Consider the following 19,049-nt stretch of genomic DNA (forward strand, 5'->3'; position numbering starts at 1 on the left):
ACTATGACTCCGTGACTAACCCATATTCTTTTGCTTGTTCCAAATTAACAGTGACCAGTTTTGAGGTGCCGGGTTCTGGCATGGTCACCCCTAATAAATCGGTCGCCATTGTCATTGCAAGTTTATTATGTGTAATGTAAATGAATTGCACCTGTTCAGAAAGCTCTTTTACCAAATTACAAAACCGTTGTACATTGGCATCATCTAGCGGCGCATCGACTTCATCCAGTACACAAAATGGCGCAGGATTCAATCGAAAAATCGCAAAGACCAATGCCAGCGCAGTCAGTGCCTTTTCACCACCCGATAAAAGTGCCAATGAACTGTTACGTTTTCCTGGTGGTCGAGCCATTAGTTTTACACCTGATTGCCAGTCATCTTCAAGGCTTAAACTCGCCTCTCCACCTGTAAATACTTTCGGAAATAATTGCTGAAGCTCAGTATTGACCTGATCAAAAGTGGTCATAAACAGTTTTTTTGTTTCCTGATCAATACTTTTCATCGCATCTTTCAGTTGCGATACCGTATTTTCTAAGTCCTGAATTTGATGGCTCAATTCTTCAAAACGTTTGGATACTTCTTCATATTCATGTGACGCCGCCAAATTCACTGCACCCAGTTTTTCAAATTGTCGTTGGGCTTTTTCCAGTGTCTGCTGATGTTCGACAAGATGAAGCGTTAAGCCCACGACCTGCTCGCTGCCCATCTCTTTTAACTGTTCCTGAAAATGTTCCAGATCCGATTTTGCTGCTTGCCAGCTTAAGCGTTTTTGTTCCAATTGTTCACGTAATTGTTCATCACGTTGTTGGGTGTGATGGCGTTGTTCGGTCAAATGCTGTTGTTTTTCTTGTACGCTATTGAGTTCAAGTTGCCATTCATTCCAGCTTTTTTTCAGTTTTTCAGTTCGCTGACATTGCTCCGAAAATTCAGACTCAAGTGACGGTAATTCAAGCTGAATCGGATCGACAAACTTTTTTGCCTGCTCCATTTGCTCAATAATTTGTCGGTATTGGGTTTTTAAAAAGCTCAAATCTTTTTCAAGCAGTTCAATTTGCTGCTGCGTTTGAGTAACAATACGACGTGTGTTTTCACGTTCTTGTTGCTGTTGTTGTAATTGTTGCTGCTGATCATCTAGCTGTTCTGCCAAGCTTTCCAGCTGAAATTGTTGCGTTTTATACTCTGGCAGGTTCGCTTCAAGTTTTAAATTTAACGCGTGTAAATCAATATCCAGATCATCACGCTGCATTGCATCGTCTTCGAGCTGAACGTCCAGTTGTTTTAATTGCTCTTGCAACTGTTGTTTTTGCAATACAAAAGCCTGCGCCGCACTTTGATGTTTAGTGATGTCTAACTCAAGCTGTTGCTGCTGCTTTTGCTGTTGTTTGAATTGATGTTTGAAGTGCTGTAATTGATCTTGCTGAATGTTGATTTGCTGTTGTTGTTCTGAATTTTGTCGCTCTAAATGCTCAAGTTCGGGTTGTAATATTGAAAGAAGTTGTGCAATTTCATCCAGACGAATCCGATGGCTTAACACACCGCTATTTTGACTATCTTCATCATAATCCAGTGCAATAACCCAATCTCGCCCGATATGATAAGCATCTAGCGTGACTATACTTTGCCCAGCTTCAAGTTGTGCTTGCAATGCCAGCGCTTGATTTAGGTCATCTGCCAACCAGATGTTTTGCCATAGCGATAACTGAGGTGTTTCAACCCAGTCAGAAAATGGCGATAGCGAAAAATGTGACTTAGATTGCGGTAAATTTTCCGAATTTTCGGTCGCTTTAATTTGCCGTGCCAATTGTGGCTTAAAATTCGCATTCTGTTCAAGATATTGCGCATTCATCCATTGACTGAGCAATTTCTCAATCAAACTGGCATGCACTTTTCCTGCTTCTGTTAACTGTAAAACTGACATCAATCGCAAAACATCGGATTGTTTTGGACTTTGTTTTGCCACCAGTTGATTTAGATTTTTTTGTTCAGCCTGTAACACCTGTATTTGATTTTTATGCTGCTGAATCTCTGTTTTTAATTGATTGTATTGTTGTTGCTGTAATTGTAAAGATTGTTCCGTTTGTTCAATCTGCTGTTCTAGTGCAACATTGTCTTGTTTCAGTTGTTGTAATTGGTGCTCTAAATTTTGTAATTCGTCATCTTGTACTTGTGCTGCAATTTGCGAGGTTTGGCTATCCAGTGTGTGTTTCTGCTGCGTCAGTCGCTCTATACTTTTTGTCAGCTGTTCAAGTTGCAACGACATCTGGTTTTTCTGTTGTTGTTGCTTTTCAACCTGCTGTTTCGTGTGGTTGAACTGCTCTTGAGCCTGTTGATGTTGAGCTTTTAAATCCTGATAGTTATTTTCACTTTGCTGCGTGTTTGCCTCAAAACCATTTAAATGTTCAGTGTGTTCATCCAGTTGCGTTAATAAATTTTCAAGCTGTAGTTCACTCAGTTGTAAGCGCTCTTTAGTTTGGACTTTTTGCTGCTCAAGCTGAGTCAAAGTGCTACTGTTTTGTTGATACAAACTTTGTTTTTGTTCCAGCGTCATTTTTAGCTCAGCCAGTTTTTTCTCTGCCTGTTGCCACTCGTTTTGCAGTGGGGTGGACTGTTGAATCAACTTTTGAAATAAGGCACTACTGGCTTCAAGATCATGTTCAATGGTATTCAGTTCAGAACGAACCAGCTTAAACTCATCGCCCAAAGCCGTCATTTCAACGGTATATTCCTGCTGAAGCTGACTAGATTGCGCGGATTGAAACGATAAAATCTCGATTTTTAACGTTCTAATTTGCTGTTCAAGCTGTTTGTAGTGAATGGCTGCTTCAGATTGGCGTTTCAGGGTTTTTAGCTGTGATTTGAGTTCCTGCGCAATATCTTCTAAACGCGATAAATTTTGTTCAGTATGTTCCAGATGTTGTAAGGTCTCACGACGACGTGCCTGATAGCGTGACACGCCTGCGGCTTCTTCAATGAACACCCGCATTTCTTCAGGCTTGGCATCGACCAGACGATTGATCATCCCCTGTTCAATAATCGCGTAAGAGCGTGGCCCTAAACCGGTTCCCAGAAAAATATCGGTAATATCACGGCGGCGACAGCGCGTTCCATTTAAAAAATACTCAGATTTGCCATCTCGATTGACCTGACGACGAACTGCCAGCTCATTATAGGCATTATACGCACCGCCCAATTTGCCATAGGTATTGTCAAATCTGAGTTCAACACTCGCAACACTAACAGGTTTACGTTTTGCAGTTCCCGTAAAAATCACGTCTTGCATACTGCCACCACGTAACTGCCGTGCACTGGACTCGCCCATGACCCAGCGAATCGCATCAATCACATTGGATTTTCCACAACCATTCGGGCCAACCACCGCAGTACGATTCGCCTTAAATTGCAAAGTGGATGAGTCAGCAAATGACTTAAAGCCTGCAAGTTTTAAACTGCTTAAACGCATAATGTCCTAATCAATTTTTTATTATTTGCCCAACTGATCTCAATCTTCTGGTTTTTAACCTTCTGCTTTTCAATGTGGTGGACAGAATAGATACCCATAGCAGCTTATTTTAAAGTGAATGTCATGGAATAGGGGCTTTTTTTGACGAGAACTTGACTGATTTTATCGCAAAATATCACGATCAGCTAAAATATCGCCAACATACACGACCACTTATATTTTTGATCTGCTATTTAGCCGTATTAACGACGTGAACGACGCGCCCACGCCAACTCAATTTGTTTCATTCGAGTCAGGGAATCGAGCACAAGATGACGTAAATGTCGGCAAAAATCTTCCATAAATAACGTAGCCTGATGAGATTTTCGAATTAACACCGCATCAGCAACCAATTTAAACAGTGCTAAAGATTCCTGTAGTTCGCGACGTGAGGTATTCAGTGTTAAAAAATAGCTACGGCGCAACGATGGTAATAATTCTTTATAAAATTTCATCAAATACGGATTAGCCACCATATCGTGCTGTAAGGCCAGATATTGAAAAATACCATCATAAAATTTTTCGGTATCACCGACTTTGACCTGTTCAGCCAAATGATCCATAAGTTGCTGTAATTGTTCCGCTTCATGTACACGCCATGTTTCACTAATACGTTGCACAATATGCCCTAATACCAACACACTGGTATCAAACAAAGATTTGACTTGTTGCGAGGACATTTCGGAAACAATCGCACCACGACGTGGATAGATGTGAATCAAATGAGTACGTTCCAAGAGTAACAATGCTTCACGCACAGAACCACGACTGACGTCTAGCTCTTTGGCGATCCGTAGTTCCTGAATACGTTCACCCTCAACCAGTTCACCTGTAATAATCTGATCGCTAATATGTTTTGCAATTTGCTCCGACAGGCTCTCTGTCTCTTCAAGTTTCATGAATCACCTGTTTTGATTTTTACTTTGGCGTTCCGCTGCCCAATTTATTGTGATTGTTTTAACGATTCTACGAATTGATGACTATGTCATTGTCTAACAATTTTATTGCATTTTGAGCCAATCCGATCTACTGATCATCGGAAATTTGAGTTATTTTCTACAATTCAGCTATAAAAAAGGTGAGATTAAACCTCACCTTATCTACTCAACCACTAAAACTGACTTTAATAAATTACTTGATCAGTCCTTGATAAATAAAATACGTTCCGACGACTGTAAGCAAACAGGCAAAACACTTTTTAAGCATGGCTGGAGACAACATATGTGCGACTTTTGCACCAATTTTTGCGGTCATAAAACTCATGACACTAATGCCTAAAAAAGCATAAATATGAATATAACCAATGGCATTGGGTATCTGGACATGTTGTTTAACCCCAAACCACATAAACCCCACTGCCCCTGCAACTGCAATCGGCAACCCGCATGCTGCGGAAGTTGCCACAGCTTTTTGCATCACCACGCCATTGCGATTTAAATAAGGTACGGTCAAGCTACCGCCACCAATGCCAAAGATGGCAGAAGCAATGCCAATACCACCACCTGCCAACATTTGCCTCGGTGCCGAAGGTAACTGTCGAGTTTCATCGACAATGACATTGGCACCTTTAAACATACGATAAGCGACCCAAATCGCGAAGATTCCAATAATAATTTGTAAGTTTTGTCCAGACAAAAGGTCAGCAATGCCAGCGCCTAAAAATGAACCGACCACCAGACCGGGTGCAAGATGACGAAAAACCGGCCAGAGCACTGCGCCACGCTTATGGTGTGCCATGACCGAACTGATCGAGGTCACAATAATGGTTGCCAGAGAAGTTCCCAAAGCCATATGCATAATGACGGCAGGATCATAATGAAGCTGAGTAAATACAATATACAGTATCGGAACAATAATGAGTCCACCGCCCACACCAAATAAGCCCGCAGCAAATCCAGCGATTGCGCCAATGGCTAAATATATGATTAACTCCATAGCTGATTTCCAACTTTATAAAACTGAACATGGATGCAGAAACTCGTCAACTACGACAACGTTTAAGCGATGCTGGACAAGTTCCCGACATCCTGATGCTGAAACAAAGCACAACATCGACCAATGATGATGTACGTGAATTGACCAACCCTCAGGTGAGTTCAATTCTGGTGTGTAGCGAGACGCAAACTCAAGGGCGTGGGCAACACCAGCGTCAGTGGATATCTCCACAAGGGAATATTTATTTAAGCGCACTGGTTAACTCGGATACACCGTTAGATGGACGACTCGCGCTTGAAGTCGCACTCAATATTTTACAGATGCCCAAACTACAAGGTCTGAATCTGCAAGTCAAATGGCCGAATGATTTATATAGCCAACAAGGTAAATGGGGCGGGATTCTGGTTGAACCTTTATCGCAGCACCAAGCGATTGTCGGGGTAGGCCTTAACTTATTTACCCCAGAGTCACACGATCCATTACAACCCATCACTTCACTACAAGATCTTGGTTTAAGTGATCTTGATCGACTTGAAATGATTGCACAGCTATATCTGGCTATTCAACAAGCAGCACAATGGTTTGAGCATGGTTGCTATAACCTTGCGGAACGCTTTAATCATCATGCAGCGTTTATGCAGCAATTGGTTGATTTTGAACATCATCAAGGATTGCTGACAGGTCGTTTTGAAGGGATTAACCAAGAGGGGGCTGTGTTAATTAGCAGCAATGGACAGCAACAGGCATTTTATCAAGGTCGGATGCGCCGCATCGTAGCTCAGGATGACCCAACATGAAACAACTCTGGCTGGATGTTGGCAACACTCGCTTAAAATACTGGATCACTGACGCAGACCAAGTGATTGAACATGCGGCTGAGCTCCATTTACAGTCCCCAGCCGATTTATTACTGGGGCTGATTCAACACTTTAAAACTCAGCAATTAAAACAGGTGGGCATCTCCTCTGTTCAAGATCACCTCAATAATCAACGAATTAAAGCCATTTTAAGCCAACTCAATATTCCAGTGGTGTTTGCACAGGTGCATCAGGAATATGCTGGTTTACGTTGTGGCTATGATCATCCTGAACAATTGGGGATTGACCGTTGGTTACAGGTATTGGCACTGGCTGCACCTGATCAGAATTTTTGTATTATTGGTTGTGGAACCGCTTTAACGATTGATTTGAATGAAGGGTTGCAACATTTAGGCGGTTATATTCTACCCAATCTGTATTTGCAGCGTGATGCCCTGATTCAAAATACCAAGGGCATTAAGATTCCAGATTCTGCTTTTGATAATTTAGAACCCGGCACCAACACGGTAGATGCTGTACACCATGGTATTTTACTCGGTCTATTAAGTAGTATTGAGCATATTTTGCAACAAACATCCCGCCAATTGGTACTTACAGGTGGAGATGCCCAATTGTTTGCCAAATTTTTACAGGCTCATTCTCCTATTGTTGAACAGGACTTATTGCTCAAAGGTCTACAACGTTACGTGGCTTATGAATCAGCCAATAATGGGCGCAATACCTCCCAAAGTTGAGGAAAAGCCGCATAACCATCTTGCTGCATAAAATGCCCTGCCTGTTTAATTTCGAAAATCTGTGCATTTAAGCCATGTGCAAATCGTAAAGTTAAAGGCGGTGGCACAAAAGCATCATTAGTTGATAAAAATACATAACGGCGCGCAATTTGCTGGCGTAAAAGCTTGTCATCCACTTTTTGTGAAGCAATAAAAGCATCTAATTCAGGGAGAGCCTTGAGTTTTTCAGTAAAACCAGAGACAAAAATTCCGGCTGCAATAGATGAATTTTGCAGGGCTTGACTCAGAAAATTTAAACTGGATAAGCAACCTAAACTATGTGCCACAATAATGGTATTTTCATTGAGTATTGTACACTGTGCACTCAGGCACTCTTGCCAGACTTGTGCATCAGGATGGGTTGAATCTGCCAGAAAGACTCGTTCTGCATGCGCCCCAGTATGTTGAATCTGCTGTTCCAGCCATGGGAACCAATGATCTTCTGGTACGGCTTGGTAGCCATGAATAATATAAACATGTTTCATTATTGTGAACTGCCCCAATTCAGGATATTTTTTTAATTGTTGATTGAGTTTAAAACAGAGCAAAATGAAAAAAAGTAGTGATTTTGTTGTAATAAAAAAGGCGCATTTAGCGCCTTTGGTTTCATGGAAACAATCCATTATTTTTTATCGTCATTGCCGCCGAAGAGTGGCCCCATACCACCGCCGCCGCCAAACTGTTTCTGCATGCCGCTCAATGAGCGCATCATTTTGCTCATCCCTGACGGATTAGCAAATTTCTTCATCATTTTGGCCATCTGGCTGTGCTGTTTCAAAAGTTTATTAATCTCTGAAACATCCATACCACATCCTGCCGCAATTCGTTTTTTACGACTTGGATTAATAATGTCTGGATTTTTACGTTCTTTTGGCGTCATCGACTGGATAATGGCTTCCATTTTCTTGACTTGCTTTTCAGGATTGGCTTGCTCAATGGCCTGCTGAATACCTGAATTGCTCATGCCTGGAAGTTTATCCAAGAAGCCCATCATGCCGCCCATTTTTTTCATTTGCTCAAATTGCATCAGCATGTCTTCCAAATTGAAAGTCCCGCCTTTTTGCAATTTTTTCGCCATCTTTTCGGCTTTATCGCGGTCGATTTTACGTTCGACTTCTTCGACCAATGAGAGGACATCTCCCATGCCCAGAATACGTTGGGCAATACGCTCAGGATGGAATGGCTCAAGCGCATCTAGCTTCTCCCCCATCCCTAGGAACTTGATCGGTTTACCCGTAATCGCACGTACCGAAAGTGCAGCACCACCACGCGCATCACCATCGGTCTTGGTCAAAATAACACCAGTTAAAGGCAAAGCATCATTAAACGCTTTTGCTGTATTGGCCGCATCCTGACCTGTCATGGCATCGACCACAAACAGGGTTTCTGTTGGCTTAACCGCAGCATGCAGGTCTTTAATTTCACCCATCATGTCTTCATCGACATGCAAGCGACCGGCGGTATCAATAATTAATACATCGGCAAATTGAATTTTTGCCTGTTCAATGGCGCGATTGGCAATATCAATCGGCTTTTCGTCCGCATTGGATTCAAAGAAAATCGCACCGACTTCATTGGCAACTGTTTGTAGCTGTTTAATGGCCGCTGGACGATAGACATCGGCAGAAACCATTGCCACTTTTTTCTTTTGACGTTCTTGCAAAAAACGCGCAAGTTTTGCCGCAGTTGTGGTTTTACCCGCACCTTGTAAACCGGCAAGCAACACCACTACAGGCGGTTTAGCGGCCAGATCGAGGCTTTCATTGGCCTCACCCATCATTTTGGTGAGTTCGTCATGTACAATTTTGACGAAAGCCTGACCCGGCGAAAGCTGTGTCATCACTTCCTGACCCAATGCCTGTTCCTTAACTTTCGCGATAAATTCACGAGTTACAGGTAACGCAACATCAGCCTCAAGAAGGGCCATACGTACTTCACGTAAGGTGTCTTTAATATTGTCTTCGGTCAGTTGCCCTGAGCCAGTAACATTTCTTAAACTCTGCGTGAGTCGTTCTGTTAAGGTATCAAACATTGCAAAATCCGTTAAAAATGGTCAGTTGCAAAAAAATCTTTCTCAAAATAGAAAATTTATGCATAGTTGCTATAGGATACTGTAGTTCGACACGAATTTATATCTCATGTAGATGAATTATTAGGATCTCATGTTATAGATTGATAACTTGCATTGAATGATCAAATGAAGCTCCAACTCCCAAATAAAGGTTTGAAATGATTAGTCTCCCATTGGTTTATACCATTTTGGCACTCATCGCATATACCACAAGCTTTTGGTATCTGTTTATGAAATTAATGTCAAAACGTAAACCAAACCATTGGTTTTTAGGACTTATATTGGCATTAGGCTTAATTTTACATGCGGCTGTGCTGGCACCAGACATGCTCACCCCGGTGGGCATCAATTATGATGTATTTAATCTGATGTCCTTTACCTCAGGTTTAATGCTGCTACTGAGTCTAATTTTTAGTACATTTCGACCAACACTCGCACTTAATTTAATCGGAATTCCTGTTGCAGCAACGGGGCTCATTTTAGGTTTTGCTTTTAGCCAATCCAATCAATTTATTGAACAGCATTCACTGGGACTAGATTTACATATTATTTTGTCATTGTCCGCCTATGCAGTTCTACTGATGGCAACCATTCACGCAATTCTAATGTGGTTTCAAAATCAGGAACTTAAACGGAAACAAAAAAGCCGTTTTTGGGTCAATTTACTGCCCTCTTTTCAGGCAATGGAATCTTTATTATTTGATTTACTTAAAACTGGTTTCATCCTACTTACTGTCGCTTTGTTGTTTGGCTTCTTCACCATTGATAACTTTTTTGCTCAGCATCTGGCGCATAAAACTGCATTTAGTATTATTTCATGGTTTATTTACGGGGCTTTGTTACTCGGTCATGCCAAATTTGGCTGGCGTGGCGAAAAAGCCATTCGTTTTACCTTAATTGGTTTTATTTTGTTAGCCATTGGCTTCATTGGCAGTAAGTTTGTACTGGAAATGATCTTGCATCGTTAAGTTTCAAATTTATATCATGGACTAGACAGCGTTATACAGATGCCGTATAAACGCTGTTTTTATTTTCAGGTAAAGTTGACGTGAAGTTAATTCTTGCGCCAATGGAAGGCTTAACCGATCCAATTATGCGAGATGTGCTCACGCATACAGGCAGTTTTGACTGGTGTGTGACGGAATTTATTCGGGTCACAGAAAGTATTTTACCTGATCATGTTTATTATAATTATTGCCCTGAACTCCTAACCAATGGCAAAACTGCGGCAGGCACACCTGTACATGTACAGTTTTTAGGAAACAGCCCTGACATGCTGGCAGCCAATGCAGCCAAAGTGGTGGAATTAGGCGCGCCAGCCATTGATCTTAACTTTGGCTGTCCCGCCAAAACCGTGAATCGACATCGTGGTGGTTCAATCCTGCTGGATGAACCTGAGGTGGTTCATCTCCTTGTTAAAGCGGTTCGGGATGCTGTTCCAGCACATATTCCTGTTTCTGCCAAAATGCGTTTAGGTTATCTGGATGAGCATCATACCTTAGACAATGCACATGCCATTGAAGATGCAGGTGCAAATTGGCTCACAGTCCATGCGCGTACCAAAGCAGACGGCTATACGCCACCGGCCTACTGGGAAAAAATTCAGCCGATCCAAGCTGCTTTAAAAATCAATGTGATTGCCAATGGTGAAATCTGGAACAATACCGATGCCAAAGCTTGTCAGCAACAATCAGGCTGTGATGATTTAATGATTGGTCGTGGTGCAGTGACTACACCCGATTTAACTTTATGTATTCGTGAAAATAGAGATGAGGCCTTGCTCTCATGGCAAGCACTGGTCGAATTACAACTGCGTTTTGTCAATGGAGCATTTAAAACAGAAATCGGCATGGTGGGACGTTATAAGCAATGGCTCGGCATGATGACCAAAGCTTATCCTGAAGCCAAACTACTTTGGAATGATATCAAACGGCTGAAAACCCTTGATGAAATTGTCGGGAAATTACAATCTCATCGCGCAGTATAAAAGTGTAGTGAATAAAACCTATTTTTAAACCCCTCTTAATGCAGTTGTGGTTTAGCCTCACGATCGGTCAAATAACACTTTGAAAACATCAGTCGCAGTGCATAAACAATTGCCATCAAGAATACACTCAGACCAATGTTATTAAAAATTGCAGGAATACAAAAAATAATCACCACAGTCATCGGGTATAACCAGCGTCGAATGCCTGATAAATATCTCAACTCATTTAGAACCCATAAACTGGTGGTATAGCAGACTAAGGTTACCGCGACGATATAGCCCATAAATTGGTTAGAAATATGTGCGCGTCCCAAGGCAACATCGACCGAAGCAGCCAGTGCAGACCCAACGGCTGCGACGCTAATAAAAATAAAATAATGACCATAGCCCCATAAAAAGGCCTGTTTACTATTCTTCAATAAATGATGCGCATCCCGATCAAAATATGCCCACCACATGGTAAACATCATCATCAAACCACCCACCATAAGCAAAATAATATTAGGGTGGACAATATGTGTGGCGAGATCGTCCTGAATAGCTTTATAGCAGGCCACCACTGACTCTCCCAAGACGATAATGGTCAGCAATGAATAACGCTCTGCAATATGGTGTGGATGCCAAGTAGTTGGATTGCCCCATTCTGCAAAAATCGGCACTGCCAATTCTAAAATCATGAGCAAAATAAACAACTCAAAGGTAAAGTTAATCGGAGAAAAATGGAAAAATAACCAGCCAATCTGTACAAAAATAATGCCATAAGCGTAACGCAATGCTGTATTACGGTGTTCTGGATCATGTCGCGCAGCGCGAAACCATTGCGTGACCAAAGCTAAACGCATAATGGCATATCCAATAATGATCACGTCCAGATTCTGTCGCTGAAACACATCAGGTATACCCGCTGCCATTACCAAAGAACCGATAATCTGTACAAAAGTCATCAGCCGATAAAACACATCATCATTGTCATAGGCAGAAGCGAACCATGTAAAATTCATCCATGCCCACCAAAGGGCAAAAAACACCATAAAATAATCAGGCAACAAGCTCCACACATGATTTTCGATAATGGCATGGTGCAATTGCTGTCCCGCTTCCGCAATTGCCACGACAAAAATCAGATCAAATAGTAATTCGAGTGGTGTTGCTGCCCGATGATTTTCATGAGGGTCACGTGCCGTTAATGGACGTAAAGTCAAATCTTTCAATAATTGTAATCGTTTCATTTTTTAAAGTTCTTTTATAAATTAGCAGCATCATCAAGCTAATAGATTATGACTACAATACAATTTACCCAATCAATCAGTAGCAATATATATTGTATGTTTTGGTGCAGTTTTGCAGGTATTCAGCGCGTGACTTGATCAGATCAAGGTTCAGCAAAAAGATAAATCGCTTGCTGATGTTCACAGTCAAACGGCATGGACACATGTTCGTGGACCACTTTCCAGCGCGTCCCCTCTTTATAAAACCCGACAGTGGTTCGACACCATGGTACATCTTCAGCAGAGGGTTGCGCGTCTCCTAATATCTTGCTAAAACAATGTAAAAATACCACTGTATCTGCTGCGTAAATCTTGAGTTTACGTCGCTGCACCTGAATATGATCCCCAAAATAAGGAAAACACTGCTGCCAGAGTTTAGCGTAGGCTTGCAGGTCTTCAACTTGTGAAGCGACATCAAATACTTTGACATCCTCCGCATAATCCTGAGTTAACTGCGCTAAGTGATGATGACTCAATGCTTGGCCCCATTGTTCGGTTAGAGCCAATATTTCTGCCGCAGTTTCTGCATTGCCAATAATTTCTATATGCTGCATATCGACTCCATTTTTGTTGTTATAACCTGATTAGCCTGAACAAAAAAAACATTTTTCTCTAGTCAAAATTTGTGCAATTCAAGTAAATAGCACCTTCTTTTAAGCTTTCAGATAACATAAAACCACCCAAGTGGTGGTTTCATCGTATGCGAGCAGAGTTTGATCTACAAAACTTAGTCGACACTACTCAAATCTTTAACTGTGGTTGTCGCACCATTATTTTTTACAGACTCGATGCCTTTATCTCGAGACTGTTCACTCGCATAAAATTGGCTAGTCCCGATAATCTGATGATTCGCTGCCTTTAGATTAAAATAAGGCTTGTCATTTTTTGCGGTCAGTTTTTCGTAACGAGCATCGTCCGTACTGTTCTTTTGAACAGAAGCAATTCCATTTTCAGCAGAAGCTTTGGCTTTATATAGCTCACTGGTCAATATAATTTCACCATTTCCAGCTTTTAATACAAATCGATATTGACCATCATTTGCTTTGCTAATTTCGTACCATCCAGACATCTTTCACCCCATTATTGTGTTTATTTCATCGTATTTTTAGACCTTGTTTATGAAATATAAATGAATTATAGACAAGAATCAGCTGATTTTTTATTCATTTTTTAGCTTTAATTCTGAATATCAATCGCTTAAATCGTAAATAACCCTAAAATACATATGCACTTTAAATTGTTTAAAATTTACTAAATCTGACTTGTCCTTTAAAATCTAAACAATCCTGCACTCGCTGTTTTTGAATGGGGGATAAATCGTCCACTGCAAAAAACTGATAGGCGAGATGTTCATCACTCAATACAATATTGGCATGCTCTGGCAAATAACACCGAAAAATACTGACATGTGCCTGAATATCTGTGTGCAAATAAATACCTGACAAGTAAGCCACTTGTACAGTTACACCTAATTCTTCCTGACACTCTCTTAACAATGCTTGAAGGATGGTTTCATCTGGATCGACACCACCACCCGGCAGTCCCCAGGATTGATTTGCATAACTGGCTTTCAATAATAGAACTTTATTTTCACTATTGGTGATGACCGCATGTGCTCCAACTCGATAAAAATCAGAAAATGCCATGCAATCAAACCCTACGTGAATTAAAAATATAAGACAAAATCAATAGCCAGAATCATCGCCTAGGCTTTTTTTACAAATTCAGATTTAAGCTTCATTTGCCCAAAACCTTCAATTTTACAATCGATGTTATGACCATCAGCAGCATCAGGTACCAGTCGAATACTTTTAACTTTGGTGCCGACTTTCACTACCGACGAAGATCCTTTGACTTTCAAATCTTTGATGACCGTAACACTATCGCCATCGACCAGCACATTGCCATTGGCATCTTTAATGATACTCTCAGCATCAACCTGCGTTAATTCTCCTTCTTTCCATTCATGTGCACATTCAGGACAAATCAGTAGATCGCCATCTTGGTAGGTATATTCTGACTGGCATTTTGGACAAGGTGCTAAAGACATAAAAAACCCCGAAAAGCCATAGTATGACTTGATTTCAGTCAAAGATCAAAAAAACCATAAGCTCTTTATGGTTTTATTCATCAGCAATATCTGGAGTAATCAAGAATGCTAACAACGTTAATGAGTCTTGCCAGCCCAAATAACAACCATCCACAGGAATCACATCAGGAATCCCTGACTGGATAATATGTACTTCAGTTCCAACACTGACTGCCCTCATCTGAATGGTCACTTCCATACTTCCAGCCAGTGCTGGATCATCAAATTGGTCTACATACCGAATCAACTGATTTGGGATAAGTTCGAGATAGGTGCCACCAAACCAATGCGTTGTACCAGTTGAAAAGTTGGTAAATGACATCCGATAGTGACCACCTTGCTTCGCCTCTATTGCATGCATTTTTGCTGTAAAACCATGCGGTGGCAACCATTTGACCAAAGCTTCAGGGTCTAAAAAAGCTCGATATACGCGCTCTGGCGGAGCACTAAATACACGATGAAATTTGACTGTGCCACCCATGTGATTGCTCCCTATCCTGCTTTATTGTTATCTCTTATTTTTTTAAATCATGAAATGATCACGATTTGAAAGATATATTCATTGCTGCAAATCAAGCAATGAATATATCAATTGAGCGACGCCTAACGCTTAACTTTCTAAATGTTCATCATCTTCATATTCATACAAATAGCTCATGCATCCCCAGCCATCGTATTCGCCAGAAAACTCCTGAGCAATACGTGTAAACCATTCCTCTAAATCCTGAATATCATCATATTCAGGAAGCATGGTCACATGAATATTAAGTACCCAAAAATCAGAGCCATCTGTGTGTTGGTCTTCCTGAAATAATGAAACTTTTTGTTCCTGATGCAAAAGATGTAAAGCACATTTTTCGATCTGTTCTTGCGCTTTAAAAACAATAGTAAATTCAAATTCATGGGGTTCAGTTAAATCATTTCCATCTTCAATCATTTGCCATAAGACATTGCCATTATCGTCATCGGGGAAAAGTTCGTAATTACGACTCATTGTACTTATCCTTTATTGTGTTTTGATCATTTATCAATCCTAGCTTAACTCAGTTTTATGTCAGTTTGGAGTTAATTTATCGGAGTGATGATTGAACATGATATTTTCGAAGTATGGCGCGCTTGAAAGATTGCATCAAAATGCAGGTTGAATTTCAAGTACGAGGTCTTGCCCTGTGAAAGGATGGATCAATGCAAGACGAGTCGCATGTAATGCCATTCGTTGTAAATAGAAACTGAAAGGATCAAAATGATAGAGTTTATCACCCATGATGGGGTGACCAATATGCTGCATATGCACGCGTAATTGGTGTGAACGTCCTGTAATCGGTTCGAGTAACACCCGACTGCAATGATGTTGTGAATCATATTGCAACAATTGATAAAGCGTTTGTGCTGATTTTCCCTGTTCAAAATCAACTTTTTGTCTGGGACGATTTGGCCAATCGGTTATCAGAGGAACATCGACTAAACCTTGCGCCTTGAGCTCGCCTTGAACCAAAGCAATATAATGTTTGCGAATTTTACGCATTTGAAAGATTCGACTTAAGGCCACTTCGGCTTGACGATGTTTTGCAAATAATAAGAGACCAGAGGTTGCCATATCCAGACGATGAATGACTTTTGCAGCGGGATGTTGCTTCAAAATCCGTAAATAGGCACTGTCTTGATGTTCAGCCAAACGCCCCATGACCGACAGCAAGCCAGCTGGTTTATCTATCACAATTAAATCGTCATCCTCAAACACCACATCCAAAGGGGCAAGCGGAGGTTGATAAATAAAATTACGAGTCGACATAGCATTTGCAGATGGATTAAATCTCGCGGAAGATAACAATGCCCTAACCGAGTGTCAATAACGACCTGTCCATAATGCCTCGAAAAAAAGAGCGGCTTAATCACGCCGCTCTTTAAAACACTAAATCTGATGTTGAAACCTTATTGAACTTGCTGCAATGGCAACTTTTGTTGACGTGCCGCAAAAGCAGTTTCGATATCACCTATTTTCTTCTGTGCAGCAATTTCACCCGAATAAATGGTACTTTCACGTTCCTTCACATCAAAAATATGCGCTTTTTCATGCAGTTCAGGTTGAATCACAATATCGGCATGTTTAAGTTCTTCAGTCGCCAAACGATTTTGCATAATATTAATGTTCTGATTAAACAGTCCCCAAATGTTAGTTGTAGGGGTGTAAGCAGGCTGCGCCAATATATCCACCGCAATCACAATATCTGCCCCTAACTGACGCGCAACATCAACGGGAACAGGGCTCACTAAACCACCATCGACATATTCTTTTTGATTAATTTCCGTGGGCACAAACATACTTGGAATTGAAATGGATGCACGAACTGCCTGCCCTGTATTGCCATAATTAAAAACGGTTTTTTTACCATTTTTTAGCTCTGTTGCAACCACATACATTGGAATTTTCAGCTTTTCAAGTGGGGTGTCAGCCACTTGCTCATTGACAAAATCTTCCACTTTTTGGCCATCAAAGAAACCTTTACGATCAAAAGTAATCTCGCGCACATCTGCGACTTTCATGTTTAAAGCAATTTGCTTTAATTGCTGTGCATTTTTGCCACTGGCATAAATTGCTCCCACAATACTACCTGCACTGGTTCCCACAATAAAATCCGGTTGAATACCGTGCTGCTCCAATACTTCAAGCACGCCGATATGCGCATAGCCACGTGCCCCACCGCTCCCCAGAACCAAAGCAACTTTAGGATGCTGCTTTTGTTCTTTTTGCATTGGAGGCATATACAAAACCGACTCTTGTGCATTTTGTAAAACAGGCGTAGTTTCGCTCAGTTTTTGAGTGGATGACGGCATCTGTTGACACCCTGTCAATAAAATTCCACCAAATAGTAAGCAAGCCTTTAAATATTTCATGTCTACATTAACCACTTTTTTTTCTGCGTCGATTTTATTCTGGGCAGCTTAAAAATGATGTATTAAATTATTTAAACTGTCATATTGTCAGTTTACTTAATGAAAAAAACCGCGCATCAAATCATTCTTTGATACGCGGTTCTGAATAATACGAACTTACCAGATATCAGAATCGACTTTCTTCTTCATCTGTGGATGTTGATCAATTTTAAACTCAGGCTGTTTAATTCCTTTTTTGAGCTGAAGTGTGTAATCGCGCAACAAGGAACGTACAAATGGAGTTAATAATAGAATCGCGGTCAAGTTGATGGTTGCCATGATCCCCATAAACAAATCGGCCATCGACCAGACCAAAGGCACACTACTAATCGCACCGAAGTAAACCATAACCAGAACAAACACACGGAAAATAAACATGACTTTTGGACTATTGTTAATAAACTGCATATTTCCTTCTGCATAGGCATAATTACCCAACACAGCTGAATAACAGAATAAAAATAGTAAGATGGCAAGAAAGTCTCCCCCCCAACTGCCCAACTCTTTTTCTAGCGCACGTTGAGTCATTTCCACGCCAATCGCGCCACCATCATGATAAACACCTGAAATTAAAATAATCATGGCGGTAGAGGTACATACAATAAAGGTATCAACAAAAACGCCTAGCATCTGCACCAAGCCCTGATCAACAGGATGTTTAACATCTGACGCCGCCGCCGCATTCGGTGCCGAGCCCATACCAGCTTCATTAGAAAATAAACCACGTTTGATGCCTTGCATCATTGCCAAGGAAATCATGCCACCAAAAAAACCACCTGCGGCTGCCTTAAATTGAAATGCTTCAGTAAAAATAAGCTTGAACACTTCAGGTACGACATTGTAATTAATCAAAGCAATATATAAAGCTGCTGCCAAATATAGGCCGGCCTTAATCGGTACAAACATTTCTGCAAATTTTGCAATTCGTTTAATTCCGCCAAAAATAGCAATAGCAACCAAAACCACCAAAGCTAGACCAACCCATGAAATTTCCAGATCAATCCCACCTAAAGGCAGCATAACATTGGCTTTATCCCAACCCCATGAATGTGAAGTGGCATTGGCAATCGCATTAATTTGTACCGAATTAAACACAAATCCATAGGTAAAAATAAGCGAAACGGCAAATAGTAAACCAAATGCCTTACTCTTTAATCCCTGTGTAATGTAATAAGCTGGACCACCTCGGAATTGTTTGGTCTCACTGTCTCTAACTTTAAAAAGTTGCGCCAGAGTAGACTCCGTAAATGCTGAGCTCATCCCTAAGATGGCAGTGACCCACATCCAGAACACCGCACCCGGTCCACCTAAAGCAATGGCAATGGCAACCCCAGCAATATTTCCTACGCCCACTCGGCTGGCTAAGCCTGTCACAAACGCCTGAAAAGGAGTAATACCATGCGTATCTTCCCCTTCTTTACGGCTACCTTTCATGACTTTAATACTTTGCCAAAACATGCGAATCTGCACGGCTTTGGTCGAGATGGTATAAAATGTACCGGCAGCTAGTAAGAAAATAACCAGAAAATCCCACAAAGGATCGTTAAAAAAGCTGACCCAAGACATCAGGGTTGCATTCAATTGTTCATTCATATTCGCAGCACTTATTGTTGTCATATTGCTATGACATCTATCCTAAATAATACTTAATCAATAAAAAAGCCTCTAATTATAG

Annotated in this window: 19 protein-coding genes; 4 read left to right on the top strand and 15 right to left on the bottom strand. The window is 41.0% G+C overall.

What is annotated here, in order from left to right; genetic code table 11:
- Nucleotide 1: 1 nt before the first annotated feature.
- From smc to E0D95_RS02020, 3 genes are all read right to left on the bottom strand, one after another.
- Nucleotides 2-3,460, bottom strand: coding sequence for a chromosome segregation protein SMC (gene smc, locus E0D95_RS02010; protein WP_130802303.1), 3,459 nt, complete (start codon nucleotides 3,458-3,460; stop codon nucleotides 2-4).
- 242 nt (nucleotides 3,461-3,702) lie between these two features.
- Nucleotides 3,703-4,398, bottom strand: a complete 696-nt coding sequence (locus E0D95_RS02015) for a GntR family transcriptional regulator (RefSeq protein WP_130802304.1) — start codon at nucleotides 4,396-4,398, stop codon at nucleotides 3,703-3,705.
- 232 nt (nucleotides 4,399-4,630) lie between these two features.
- Nucleotides 4,631-5,434, bottom strand: a complete 804-nt coding sequence (locus tag E0D95_RS02020; RefSeq protein WP_130802305.1) for a sulfite exporter TauE/SafE family protein — start codon at nucleotides 5,432-5,434, stop codon at nucleotides 4,631-4,633.
- Between the two features lie 29 nt (nucleotides 5,435-5,463).
- On the opposite strand from E0D95_RS02020, the gene E0D95_RS02025 reads away from it, so the two are divergent.
- Together E0D95_RS02025 and E0D95_RS02030 are read left to right on the top strand one after the other, a co-directional pair.
- Nucleotides 5,464-6,231, top strand: a complete 768-nt coding sequence (locus E0D95_RS02025) for a biotin--[acetyl-CoA-carboxylase] ligase (protein ID WP_130802306.1) — start codon at nucleotides 5,464-5,466, stop codon at nucleotides 6,229-6,231.
- On the top strand, nucleotides 6,228-6,986 hold the full coding sequence (locus tag E0D95_RS02030) for a pantothenate kinase (RefSeq protein WP_130802307.1): 759 nt from the start codon (nucleotides 6,228-6,230) through the stop codon (nucleotides 6,984-6,986). Before E0D95_RS02025 ends, E0D95_RS02030 begins: the two co-directional genes overlap by 4 nt.
- On the opposite strand, the gene E0D95_RS02035 is transcribed toward E0D95_RS02030, so the two are convergent.
- On the bottom strand, nucleotides 6,944-7,510 hold the full coding sequence (locus E0D95_RS02035) for an RBBP9/YdeN family alpha/beta hydrolase (protein ID WP_130802308.1): 567 nt from the start codon (nucleotides 7,508-7,510) through the stop codon (nucleotides 6,944-6,946). The two genes, E0D95_RS02030 and E0D95_RS02035, sit on opposite strands and share 43 nt — an antisense overlap.
- 137 nt (nucleotides 7,511-7,647) lie before the next feature.
- Nucleotides 7,648-9,057, bottom strand: coding sequence for a signal recognition particle protein (gene ffh, locus E0D95_RS02040; RefSeq protein WP_130802309.1), 1,410 nt, complete (start codon nucleotides 9,055-9,057; stop codon nucleotides 7,648-7,650).
- A 197-nt stretch (nucleotides 9,058-9,254) separates the two neighbouring features.
- Between ffh and E0D95_RS02045 the strand changes: the two genes are divergently transcribed.
- Both E0D95_RS02045 and E0D95_RS02050 read left to right on the top strand, forming a co-directional pair.
- Complete coding sequence (locus tag E0D95_RS02045; protein WP_130802310.1) at nucleotides 9,255-10,064, top strand: cytochrome C assembly family protein; 810 nt, start codon at nucleotides 9,255-9,257, stop codon at nucleotides 10,062-10,064.
- A gap of 80 nt (nucleotides 10,065-10,144) precedes the next feature.
- Nucleotides 10,145-11,083 (top strand): tRNA dihydrouridine synthase, encoded by a 939-nt coding sequence (locus E0D95_RS02050; RefSeq protein WP_130802311.1) that lies wholly within the window; start codon nucleotides 10,145-10,147, stop codon nucleotides 11,081-11,083.
- Nucleotides 11,084-11,118: 35 nt separating this feature from the next.
- Here the strand turns inward: E0D95_RS02050 and E0D95_RS02055 are convergent, their stop codons facing one another.
- The 10 genes from E0D95_RS02055 to E0D95_RS02100 all read right to left on the bottom strand — a co-directional run bounded on the left by E0D95_RS02055 (nucleotide 11,119) and on the right by E0D95_RS02100 (nucleotide 18,967).
- The gene (locus E0D95_RS02055) at nucleotides 11,119-12,312 is read right to left on the bottom strand and encodes a low temperature requirement protein A (protein WP_130802312.1); all 1,194 of its coding nucleotides are present in this window, start codon (nucleotides 12,310-12,312) and stop codon (nucleotides 11,119-11,121) included.
- Between the two features lie 143 nt (nucleotides 12,313-12,455).
- Entirely contained in the window at nucleotides 12,456-12,905 is a 450-nt protein-coding gene (locus E0D95_RS02060; RefSeq protein ID WP_130802313.1) for a YybH family protein, read from the bottom strand.
- 173 nt (nucleotides 12,906-13,078) lie between these two features.
- Nucleotides 13,079-13,420 (bottom strand): YegP family protein, encoded by a 342-nt coding sequence (locus E0D95_RS02065; protein ID WP_130802314.1) that lies wholly within the window; start codon nucleotides 13,418-13,420, stop codon nucleotides 13,079-13,081.
- Between the two features lie 172 nt (nucleotides 13,421-13,592).
- On the bottom strand, nucleotides 13,593-13,997 hold the full coding sequence (locus E0D95_RS02070; RefSeq protein WP_130802315.1) for an NUDIX hydrolase: 405 nt from the start codon (nucleotides 13,995-13,997) through the stop codon (nucleotides 13,593-13,595).
- Between the two features lie 59 nt (nucleotides 13,998-14,056).
- Nucleotides 14,057-14,401 (bottom strand): zinc ribbon domain-containing protein YjdM, encoded by a 345-nt coding sequence (locus tag E0D95_RS02075; RefSeq protein ID WP_130802316.1) that lies wholly within the window; start codon nucleotides 14,399-14,401, stop codon nucleotides 14,057-14,059.
- A 73-nt stretch (nucleotides 14,402-14,474) separates the two neighbouring features.
- On the bottom strand, nucleotides 14,475-14,921 hold the full coding sequence (locus E0D95_RS02080; RefSeq protein ID WP_130802317.1) for an SRPBCC family protein: 447 nt from the start codon (nucleotides 14,919-14,921) through the stop codon (nucleotides 14,475-14,477).
- A gap of 129 nt (nucleotides 14,922-15,050) precedes the next feature.
- Nucleotides 15,051-15,434 carry a ribonuclease E inhibitor RraB gene (locus E0D95_RS02085; RefSeq protein ID WP_130802318.1) on the bottom strand — a complete coding sequence of 128 codons (384 nt, stop codon included), beginning with the start codon at nucleotides 15,432-15,434 and terminating at the stop codon, nucleotides 15,051-15,053.
- Nucleotides 15,435-15,569: 135 nt separating this feature from the next.
- Complete coding sequence (locus tag E0D95_RS02090) at nucleotides 15,570-16,232, bottom strand: pseudouridine synthase (protein ID WP_130802319.1); 663 nt, start codon at nucleotides 16,230-16,232, stop codon at nucleotides 15,570-15,572.
- 140 nt (nucleotides 16,233-16,372) lie between these two features.
- The gene (locus E0D95_RS02095) at nucleotides 16,373-17,335 is read right to left on the bottom strand and encodes a patatin-like phospholipase family protein (protein ID WP_130802320.1); all 963 of its coding nucleotides are present in this window, start codon (nucleotides 17,333-17,335) and stop codon (nucleotides 16,373-16,375) included.
- 156 nt (nucleotides 17,336-17,491) lie between these two features.
- Nucleotides 17,492-18,967: an alanine/glycine:cation symporter family protein gene (locus E0D95_RS02100; protein ID WP_130804820.1), complete on the bottom strand. Its 1,476-nt coding sequence runs from the start codon at nucleotides 18,965-18,967 to the stop codon at nucleotides 17,492-17,494.
- Nucleotides 18,968-19,049: the final 82 nt, after the last annotated feature.

This window comes from Acinetobacter ihumii (assembly GCF_900625095.1).
In the GTDB taxonomy this organism is placed as follows: Bacteria; Pseudomonadota; Gammaproteobacteria; order Pseudomonadales; family Moraxellaceae; genus Acinetobacter; species Acinetobacter ihumii.